Source organism: Pseudomonas sp. P1_F1_2 (assembly GCF_056405815.1).
In genome coordinates this window covers 1-9765 of record NZ_JBFUBK010000159.1, presented here as the reverse complement: position 1 = coordinate 9765, position 9765 = coordinate 1, and the positions used below count along the sequence as shown (strand labels likewise).

6 protein-coding genes, 2 tRNA genes and 3 pseudogenes are annotated in these 9765 nt (G+C 56.1%); 4 read left to right on the top strand and 7 right to left on the bottom strand.

Annotated elements, in window-relative coordinates:
* The coding region (locus AC1D2P_RS29250; protein ID WP_477811722.1) for a sigma-54-dependent Fis family transcriptional regulator at window positions 1-1300 on the top strand (1300 nt) is incomplete at its 5' end.
* 61 nt (window positions 1301-1361) lie between these two features.
* On the opposite strand, the gene AC1D2P_RS29245 is transcribed toward AC1D2P_RS29250, so the two are convergent.
* The gene (locus AC1D2P_RS29245) at window positions 1362-1913 is read right to left on the bottom strand and encodes a VOC family protein (protein ID WP_258668092.1); all 552 of its coding nucleotides are present in this window, start codon (window positions 1911-1913) and stop codon (window positions 1362-1364) included.
* 265 nt (window positions 1914-2178) lie between these two features.
* On the opposite strand from AC1D2P_RS29245, the gene lipA reads away from it, so the two are divergent.
* From lipA to AC1D2P_RS29230, 3 genes and pseudogenes are all read left to right on the top strand, one after another.
* Complete coding sequence (gene lipA / locus AC1D2P_RS29240) at window positions 2179-3207, top strand: lipoyl synthase (RefSeq protein ID WP_477757543.1); 1029 nt, start codon at window positions 2179-2181, stop codon at window positions 3205-3207.
* A pseudogene (gene tatA, locus AC1D2P_RS29235) lies at window positions 3174-3296 on the top strand (twin-arginine translocase TatA/TatE family subunit); the annotation flags it as partial. The gene lipA and the pseudogene tatA, both read left to right, overlap by 34 nt.
* A 270-nt stretch (window positions 3297-3566) precedes the next feature.
* Window positions 3567-3954, top strand: a pseudogene (locus AC1D2P_RS29230) (transposase); the annotation flags it as partial.
* 2024 nt (window positions 3955-5978) lie between these two features.
* On the opposite strand, the gene AC1D2P_RS29225 reads toward AC1D2P_RS29230, so the two are convergent.
* From AC1D2P_RS29225 to AC1D2P_RS29200, 6 genes and pseudogenes are all read right to left on the bottom strand, one after another.
* Window positions 5979-7301, bottom strand: coding sequence for a tyrosine-type recombinase/integrase (locus tag AC1D2P_RS29225; protein WP_477757542.1), 1323 nt, complete (start codon window positions 7299-7301; stop codon window positions 5979-5981).
* A gap of 172 nt (window positions 7302-7473) precedes the next feature.
* Window positions 7474-7560 (bottom strand) — tRNA-Leu (locus tag AC1D2P_RS29220).
* Window positions 7561-7755: 195 nt separating this feature from the next.
* A tRNA-Cys gene (locus AC1D2P_RS29215) sits at window positions 7756-7829 on the bottom strand.
* A 232-nt stretch (window positions 7830-8061) separates the two neighbouring features.
* Complete coding sequence (locus tag AC1D2P_RS29210) at window positions 8062-8502, bottom strand: CBS domain-containing protein (RefSeq protein WP_046027413.1); 441 nt, start codon at window positions 8500-8502, stop codon at window positions 8062-8064.
* Between the two features lie 40 nt (window positions 8503-8542).
* Window positions 8543-8920, bottom strand: coding sequence for a nitrite reductase small subunit NirD (gene nirD / locus AC1D2P_RS29205; protein WP_223524783.1), 378 nt, complete (start codon window positions 8918-8920; stop codon window positions 8543-8545).
* A pseudogene (locus AC1D2P_RS29200) lies at window positions 8920-9765 on the bottom strand (nitrite reductase (NAD(P)H)); the annotation flags it as partial. The gene nirD and the pseudogene AC1D2P_RS29200, both read right to left, overlap by 1 nt.

The window sequence follows — 9765 nt, the reverse complement described above, 5'->3', positions numbered from 1 at the left end:
CCTCTGCTTCGACCGTTCCCGCGAGTTTGTCCTGATCAATCGCCAGTACCTGCTGGCGATTGCTGGGGACGGCAGTCTCCTGGCGGCCAATACTGCGGCCCGTGCACTGCTCGCCGAATGTGGCCTGCAGTTGCCGGAGCGGCCTTCGGCATTGGCCCGTCGGATCGGTATTCAGGATCTGTTCGACTGCGAACCTGAAGACATCTTCAGCATCCCCCGCGCTAGCCCCGACCAGGTACGCGCCTTCCGTACCCACCGTCAGAACGCTCTGTTCTTTGCCGCATTGATGGAGCCCTGTCGAGCGCCCGTTGCCCCTCAAGCTCAGCGCTCGAGTCAGGAACGCTGCCCGCTGGATGAGCTCTCCGACGATGACCCCGCCATGCGCAAGATGCTCGCTCGTGCCAAGCGACTGTGCAGCGAACCGCTGAACGTCTTGCTCAACGGCGAAACCGGTACCGGCAAAGAACGCCTTGCCCGCGCTTTGCACGACAGCAGCAACAGGCATAAGGCCCCCTTCGTCGCCATCAACTGCGCGGCAATGCCCGAGTCATTGATCGAGAGCGAACTCTTCGGCTACCAGCCCGGCAGCTTCACCGGAGCACGCAGCAAGGGTATGCGAGGTCTGATCCAGCAGGCCGATGGCGGCACACTCTTCCTCGATGAAATCGGTGACATGCCGCTGCATCTGCAGACGCGGCTACTGCGCGTGCTCGCCGAGCAGGAAGTGATGCCACTGGGCAGCGAGAAGCCAATCAAGGTCAATATCCGCGTCATCGCAGCTAGTCACCGCGATCTGCGGCAGTTGATTGAACGAGGCGAGTTCCGCGAAGACCTCTACTACCGCCTCAATGGCGCGATCCTTCGCCTGCCGGCGCTGCGCGAACGGGCCGACAAGAGCTACCTGATAGAACGCATTTTCAGAGAGCTCTGTGAACAGCGCCAACGTCCTTCACGAATCCGGGGTGACGCCATGAGTGCTCTCCTCGGCTACGCCTGGCCAGGCAATATCCGCGAGCTGCGCAATGCGCTCCAGTACGCGCTGGCCACTGCGGAGACAGATGAAATCACTGTGAACGACCTGCCCGAAGAGTGCCTGCCGAGCGTAATTCCAAGACAGGCCATGAGTTCGGTTCCCGTACGGGAACAGCAGACTTCCCACGCACGCGAAATCGAGGACTGCTTGCGCAGGCAGCGCTGGAATGTCAGCGCCGCGGCACGCGAGCTCAGCATGTCGCGCCCAACCCTGTATCGCTGGATGAAGCTTCACAACATCGTTGCGCCCAACGACCTGGACAGCTAAACCAATGGTTTCAAATGCCCGTAACCGGCCCGAGCTGGGCCGGCCGGGCTTTTAAGCCGAATCAGTACTCAGGTGTGCGCGGGTCCCAAAGCAGGCGCGTCACTCTTTTCTCGTAGCCCATCCCCTCCGGGAAACTCACCAGCTCCAGCTGCAGCCCCCAAGGCGCCAGGAAGTACACCCAGGTCAGGCCCTTGGCTGGGCCATCGGTGAAGGTCGATGGAGTATCCAGTACCTGTACGCCACGAGACTTCAGGTACTCCACCGCCGCCTCCATGTCGTCCACATAGAACGCCAAGTGGTGCCCACCGATGTCACTGTTACGTGGCAACCGACGATTCTGATCCGGTGCCGTGTACTCGAATATTTCCAGATTGGTGCCGTTGCCACATCGGACCATCTGGAAGTCTCGAATTGACGCACGCGGATGCACGTTGAGGTGTCGCTCCATCCAGTCGTCTTCAAAACGGAACTCGCCAAAGGTGAAGTACGGCTCGCAACCAAGCACCTCGACGAAGAAGGCAACAGCTTCAGACAGGTTCGGCACCGTGATGCCGATATGCTGCATGCCGCGCATCCCCGGCAGAGCGCCATTCAGGTTGTTCTTATGGGTCATGAGGGTCTCACTTGTTGTTGTACGAGATACGCCAGCTTCGTGCTGACACATCCCCTACTGCACACCCAATGCCACAAACTAACCCATTGATTTGAATAGTCTTCACTCCCACCGTTGTCAGCAACGGTGTAAAGGCCTTTACAGCTGTAAGGCGTTACAACAGCCACTTCACATCCTCTCTCGCCCCTGCCAATGGGCCTTGCACGGGTTGGCCCAGCTCTTGCCTGATGCTTGGGGACATACCCTTGATCGATGGAGACCTATGGTGGAGCCCCGACACATTGCCACTGGACCGGGTAAGGTTGAAACCGGTGTGAAATTGCGCGGCGCCGAGAAAGTCGCGCGTATTCCGGTGAAGATCATTCCGACCGAAGAACTGCCGAAGAAACCGGACTGGATCCGCGTGCGCATCCCGGTTTCCCCCGAGATCAATCGCATCAAGCAACTGCTGCGCAAGCACAAGTTGCACAGCGTCTGCGAAGAAGCTTCATGCCCGAACCTAGGCGAATGCTTCTCCGGCGGCACCGCGACCTTCATGATCATGGGTGACATCTGCACCCGTCGCTGCCCCTTCTGCGACGTCGGCCACGGCCGTCCAAAACCCCTGGATGTCGATGAGCCGAAAAACCTCGCTGTGGCCATCGCCGACCTGCGCCTGAAGTACGTGGTGATCACGTCGGTGGACCGCGACGATCTGCGCGACGGAGGTGCACAGCACTTCGTCGATTGCCTGCGGGAGATCCGCAGGCTGTCCCCGGGCATCCAACTGGAAACCCTGGTGCCGGACTACCGCGGCCGCATGGACGTGGCGCTCGCCATCACCGAGCAGGAGCCGCCGGATGTGTTCAACCACAACCTGGAAACCGTACCGCGCCTGTACAAGGCCGCGCGTCCGGGCTCGGACTTCGAGTGGTCGCTGGATCTCCTGGAGAATTTCAAAAAGCGCGTGCCCCATGTGCCGACAAAGTCTGGCCTGATGCTAGGCCTGGGCGAGACCAACGACGAAGTGATCGAAGTCATGCAACGCATGCGCGAGCACAAGATCGACATGCTGACCCTCGGCCAGTACCTACAGCCCTCGCGCGACCACTTGCCGGTGCAGCGCTTCGTCCATCCGGACATCTTCGCCTGGTTCGCCGAAAAAGGCGCCGAAATGGGCTTCAAGAACGTCGCCTCAGGACCACTGGTGCGCTCCTCCTACCACGCCGACCAGCAGGCCCACGGGCAGAAAATCAGTAGATCTACAGAGGATAATCACGAATGGGCATATTCGATTGGAAACACTGGGCAGTAATTCTGCTGATCGCCCTGGTGCTATTCGGCAGCAAGCGTCTGCGGAACCTCGGCGGTGACTTGGGTGAATCCATCAAGGACTTTCGCAGATTAAAGGCCGCGCCCCTCTGCGACTCGAACGAAATCGAGCATACGGCTTCTCCTCACAGCCAAAAGGAGAGTTAGCCTGCAGCCCGGAAACCAACGCATGGTGCACTATCCATGAATATCGCTAATGTCTGCTTTCGACCGTGGATTCAACTGGTCAAAAATGATCGGAATCGACACAAAGCGACCGCTAACCAGAGGCAGTAATCGGCCGATTCTGTTGAAAAAGTCGGATTCTCAGCTCGGTTGAACTCAGGCACGACCACCACCGGAGAACCGACTGCCGTCCGTTTGCAGCAGCTGCGCGGAGTTGGCCCGATGATCGCCACCGCACTTATTGCTGCCATCGGTGATGGCCGACAGTTGGCCAGCCTCGCTGGGGCTGACGCCGAAGCAACACAGCTCCGGTGGTAAAGATCGGCTACTTGGCATCAGCAAACGTGGTGATGCTTATCTGCGAACACTGATGATCCACGGTGCGCGCTCGGCCCTGCGTACAGCCAATTCCAAAGACGATCGGCTCAGCCAATGGGCTGTTCGCTTGGCCGAGCGATCACATCCCAATGTGGCCGCTATCGCGCTGGCCAACAAAACCGCACGCATGACTTGGGCGATGCTGCGCAACGGGACCGATTACCAACCGGATCGGGCTGCGGCTTGATCTACCAAACTGTCACGTCCAACGAGTAAACAAACCGTCTACCCAGATTGCTAAGCAACCCGAGCGATGGCAAACCGGTCGAACCGGCGTCGGCAAAACCCTCAAATGTCCAGGTGCGTAAAGCACGTAGAAGCGATTGGGAGCCGACGCGCGAATAGCCCATCATGGCCCTGCATCGAATCGATGCCGAAGTCAGAGGCCGAATATACGTGTGCAGTCAGCACGGGGGCCAAAGCTAAGGGGCTTGCAATGAGGAGGAGTCCATATACGGACCTTCAGGCTTGGTCACTGCCGACCATTCATTTGGGGGAAGTAATGAGCACAGAGGATCGCTTGAAACAGCCTGTCATCACAACATTAGCAAAAATAGCGGCTAATCGATGCGCAAATCCTGAGTGCAGAGCCGTCACAAGCGGCCCAACAGTTGAGCCCAATGGTTTTGTAATGGGGGGGAGACCGCGCATATGTGGGAATGGCGCCAGAGAGTTCGTATTTACAGTGCACAAGACATCAAGGCGCCGAAGCTCTTTGATGTTGTAGACGTTGAACCTGCTAAATCGAAAACAGTCGGTCTCCTCCTTTTTTAAGTTGAGACATCCCTTGTGGGTCGGTTGCCGCCTCCACGACAGCCAGCAATCGGCACAGGCTGTGTGAAAACGCACTGAATATGTCGAAAACTGAAAGTCACGAGGATGTGAGTTAGCAGCGGATCTGGCACCGACCAGGACCTTACAAGAGATTCCGAGCTGACCGCTAGAAGCCGCGGCCAACGGATATTTCGAGGGTTCAGCGGCACTCAATCGGTGCCAACTACCTGCAAAATGGTTTGTCACCAAAACAGCAAGAAGTCGGGTGAATTTGCGGTCTGTTTGGCACTGCGGTTTGGGCCCAAAACGTCGATTTGGAGGTATGAGGTAGGCTCTCGGACGCGATTGTTTGCTTCCAAATCGGCCCCTGGGCTTTGTAATCAAAGGGCTCGACCGGCGACTAGAGACTTTCCACAGACCTGGCGATTGCCCAATCACCCTCCCCGCCCCGCCGCGCTCTGTTCCGTTTCCCTCGCGCACAATCGGAAGTCCGGCTTTCGCTGCTTCCGTTTGTCTTCAAAGGCACGGCCCGCGTGACGTACAGCCGGTTTCGCTGATTTGAAATGATGATCTTTAAGAACGAAGAATCGGAACTGAGTTTCCAGGGTTTAGCGCCGCGTAGCGGGTGAGGAAAAACGCCCTAATCGCCCGGAAACAGGGCGTTTTCCAAGACTACCTGACATGCGAAAAAGCTGAGAAAGAAGATAAATATCAAATAGGATTGGCGCAAAAGGCAGCGCGAAAAAGGGCCAAAAACAGCGTGAACTCACAGCTGGAGCAAGCCGTTCTGATAGAAGATTCCAGCGAGAGCCATTCGTTTTGTAGGGGGAAAAGCGCTGTAAAATAAAAAAGGGTCGCGAGATTAAATCTCGCAACCCCTTGAATTATATGGTCGGGACGGAGTGATTCGAACACTCGACCCCTAGTACCCCATTTAAGAGGGTAGAGAAATATTTAAATTTTTCTACCGGCTGTGGTTGGCTTGTAAATAAAAAACCCGACACGAAGGCCGGGTTACCCACCCTCTCCGAGACGCAGCCCCCAAATGAGAGGGATGGAGAGCTGACAAGAGAGTGTGGGGGCGAGATATTGCCAAATGGTGCTCTCCTGCGCAATAAAAAATCCGACTCAAGGGCAGCATATCGTGATCATTAGCCCGTAGAAATCAGATGCTGACCGTCATTTTTCGAGTTTCTCCCGATGCCTCAGGTGGCATGTGAAGTCCAGCCCTCCAGTGGCAACTCGAAGAACAACAAACGCCCATCAGAAGCACTCAACTGTAACGGTAACATCCTTTGCCACCGCTCGAAGTTAACACCTCAGCTTGCGCCCAGGGCACACACGAACCGCGTGGTCACGTCGAAACTATCCGGAGTGAGGACATCAATTGGCGAACGATCTTTTAGTCGCTACCCCAACGAAGCACTACCTGTACGCTTACTTCATTGCGCCACGTTTTACTTTTAACCGATTAACATTCTCGCCGGCCTGATTCGCAAACTCGTGAGGGGTGACATGCTCCTGAAGATTGGCCTCAAGGTACCGACTCCACCAGTTCATGATCAGCCTGCGCTCTTCAATGAACTCTGCCTTGTGAATGTAGGCGGCTCTAACGCTATTGCGCTCTCTATGACTCATTTGCCTTTCGATGGCCGTCTCAGACCACAGACCTGACTCGACTAGTGCGCTACAGGCCATTGAGCGGAATCCGTGACCACAAATATCTGTCTTCGTGTCGTACCCCATGGTGCGCAACGCTTTGTTCACGGTGTTTTCTGACATCGGCTTCCAGGCCCTAGCATCACCGGCAAATACCAGGTCGAATGTGCCAGTGAGGGTGTGGATCTGTTCAAGCACGGCCACAACTTGCGGCGATAAAGGCACAAGATGAACATCGCCCGCCATTTTCGTCCCCCGCGTTGAATGGCGTACGTCCTCTAGCTCCGGCCGAGTATCCGGGATCTCCCATACGCCACGCTTGAGGTCGAACTCACACCAGCGAGCGAAACGTAATTCACTCGAGCGAACAAACACGTGCAGCGACAGAATGAGCGTTAGCCGGGTCAGCTCTCGGCCCTTGTAGGCATTGATTCGTGCCAGCAATTCAGGCAGGCGTGATAGTGGCAATGCAGGACGATGGGAGACTCGCGGCGCTTTGATCAAGCCCTGAAGATCGTACGCAGGGTTTATCGGAATAAGACGAAGGCGTTTTGCCTCACGCATAATACTTTGCAGGTATCTTTGTACCCTTAAGGCGACGTCAATCGTTCCTCGTTTTCTGATCACTTCCAAAGGTTGCATCAGATCATAAGTATCGAGATCAGCAATCGCGCGGGCACCGATAAACGGGAAAACATAGTTATTCAGACGGTTCAATACATTCTTGGAATGGTCGGGTGTCCATCTGGCCGACATGTTCTTGTGCCAGTCCAATGCAACGCTTTCAAAGGTACGGCCGCTGACAGCATCTTCCGTTTTGGCTTTACGTTTGTTCTCAACGGGATCAATGCCGTCTGCGAGCATCCGCTTCGCATCTAAACGCTTCTGGCGCGCATCGGCAAGGCCAATCACAGGATAGCTGCCGAGGGAGGTCAACCCCTCCCGGCCGTCAGGCTTTACGTACCTTAGACGCCAGCCTTTACGGCCATTGGGTTGGATTAGGAGATAGAGACCGTCACCGTCGAAAAGCTTGTAGGGACGGTCTGTTGGCTTGGCTAAACGGCAAGCAGCGTCGGTAAGCGGAGCAGTTGTGCGCGACATAAGGGTACTATCCTTAATCGAACCAAAGACTACCCCTAACTCTACCCTCTAAATGACTGGATTAGAGAAGAATGGACAAGAATCCGACGGAATGCTAAAACGAAAAAACCCGCCAGAAGGCAGGTTTTTCAAGGCTTCCAGAGAATTTAAAAGCGCTCAGTGGAATGCAAGATGGTGCCCGAAGCCGGAATCGAACCGGCACGCCCTTACGAGCGGGGGATTTTAAGTCCCATGCGTCTACCAGTTTCGCCATTCGGGCGGTAGCGCGGTCAAGCAATCTGAAAGCTGGCAAGTAACGACCTGGCAGTTCTGACGCTTGTGCAGCAGAGGTGGAAATATATACATCCCACCCCCGTGAAGCAAGTTCGCAAATGCCCATTTCAAGACTAAATCTTGCGGGACAGCGCAAATAAAAAAGCTCCGTAAATCATCGATCTACGGAGCTTGTTTAAAGTGGAGGCCGAGGTCGGAATCGAACCGGCGTAGGTGGATTTGCAATCCACTGCATAACCATTTTGCTACTCGGCCTCAAGCATCTGATGTCATGTAGCACAACACCAAACGCGTACAAACTTGGAATTTGATTCTAGATCTAACTCCTTGAAAACATTGAGCTTTTTCAGCGGTCAGTGCTTTCGATGGCGTGAATTATGTACTGATTTCCAAGGACTGGCAACCCCTTGATTTCAAAAAAATTTTATCTGGCACTCTGACTGTTTCGACGAGGCTGCGCCCTGCTGTTCTGCCTCGCCTGGTCTGTTTAGTGCCCGCGAATGTAGTGTTCCAACTGCCGAATCAATTCCGCTTGCTCGACAATGGCTTCTTTGACCAGATCACCGATCGACAACAAACCGATCAACTCGCCGCCCTCCACTACCGGCAGATGGCGCAGATGACTGTCGGTCATGACCGTCATGCAACGCTCCACACTCTGTTGGCTGTCGGCGGTCACGACCGGGGCGCTCATGATGTCGCGCACAGGTGTACCGACTGAGGAACGGCCCTGCAAAACCACCTTGCGAGCATAGTCGCGCTCGCTGATCACGCCAACCACCTGCCCGTCTTCGATGACGGGCAGCGCGCCGACGTTTTTCTCGGACATCAGCTTCAACGCGTCCAGCACCATCTGATCAGGTGCAATGCTATGCACGTGCTGGTTTTGTACGACTTTCAGTTTCAGTAGCTGTGCGGCTGTTTTCATCAATGCCTCCGATACTGTTGCGCAAACAGGTTGATATCCCTCAGGCCACGCCGACTTCGACCACGTCGCCGTTCAACCGCACGGGCCAGACACGCAGACGCTGTTGCGGGTACTCCAGGCAACTGCCGTCCTCCAGACGGAAATGCTGCTTGTAGATCGGTGAAGCAACGACCAGATCGCCCTTGATGCTGCCGATCAATCCACGGCCGATGACGTTCGCCCCGGACTGCGGATCATGGTTGTCGATGGCATACAGGGTCTTGCCGTGTGCCGTCGGCAGGTAGAACAGCGCCACTTGCGCGCCGTCGAGCCATACGACGACGCCAGAATTGCTCACCAGGTCCTGGTGCTCGCACACCGTTTGCCAGACATCGGCGCTGGCCAGGGAATCAATGCGTTGGGTAGTGGGTGCGCTCATCATGCAATCTCCTCGGTAACCGGGATAAGGTTGAGTTCGGCGGCCATGATCGGGCGCCGCTGACCACGCTCCTGGATAAAATGAATATCCGGGTCGGGGCGTTTATCGTTGACGAAGGTACGGAATCGTTTGATTTTTTCCGGGTCCTTGAGCGCATTGGCCCACTCGCATTCGTAGCGATCGACCACCAGTTGCATCTGCGATTCGAGCTCGGCGCCAAGCCCGAGGCTGTCGTTGATGATCACGTCCTTGAGGTAATCGAGGCCGCCCTCCAGGCTTTCGCGCCACACCGAGGTTCGCTGCAGTTTGTCGGCGGTGCGGATGTAGAACATCAGGAAGCGGTCGATGTAGCGGATCAGGGTCGCATCGTCGAGGTCGGTGGCGAACAGCTCGGCATGCCGTGGGCGCATACCGCCGTTGCCGGCGATATAGAGGTTCCAGCCTTTTTCAGTGGCGATCACGCCCACGTCTTTGCTCTGGGCCTCGGCGCACTCGCGGGTGCAACCGGATACCGCGAATTTGAGCTTGTGCGGCGAGCGCAGGCCCTTGTAGCGGTCTTCGATCATCAGGGCCATTTTTACGCTGTCTTGCACGCCATAGCGGCACCAGGTACTGCCGACACAGGACTTCACCGTCCGGGTCGATTTGCCATAGGCATGCCCGGTCTCGAATCCGGCCTCGATCAGCTCGCCCCAGATATCCGGCAACTGATGCAATTGAGCACCGAACAGGTCGATCCGCTGGCCGCCGGTGATTTTGGTGTAGAGGTCATATTTTTTCGCCACCACCCCAATCGCGATCAATTTGTCCGCCGTGATTTCGCCACCGGGAATGCGCGGCACGAC

Coding starts and splice junctions, on each gene's coding strand:
- AC1D2P_RS29245 (WP_258668092.1), bottom strand. CDS start 1,913: ATGACCCATAAGAACAACCTGAATGGCGCTCTGCCGGGGATGCGCGGC.
- AC1D2P_RS29225 (WP_477757542.1), bottom strand. CDS start 7,301: ATGTCGCGCACAACTGCTCCGCTTACCGACGCTGCTTGCCGTTTAGCC.
- AC1D2P_RS29210 (WP_046027413.1), bottom strand. CDS start 8,502: ATGAAAACAGCCGCACAGCTACTGAAACTGAAAGTCGTACAAAACCAG.
- nirD (WP_223524783.1), bottom strand. CDS start 8,920: ATGAGCGCACCCACTACCCAACGCATTGATTCCCTGGCCAGCGCCGAT.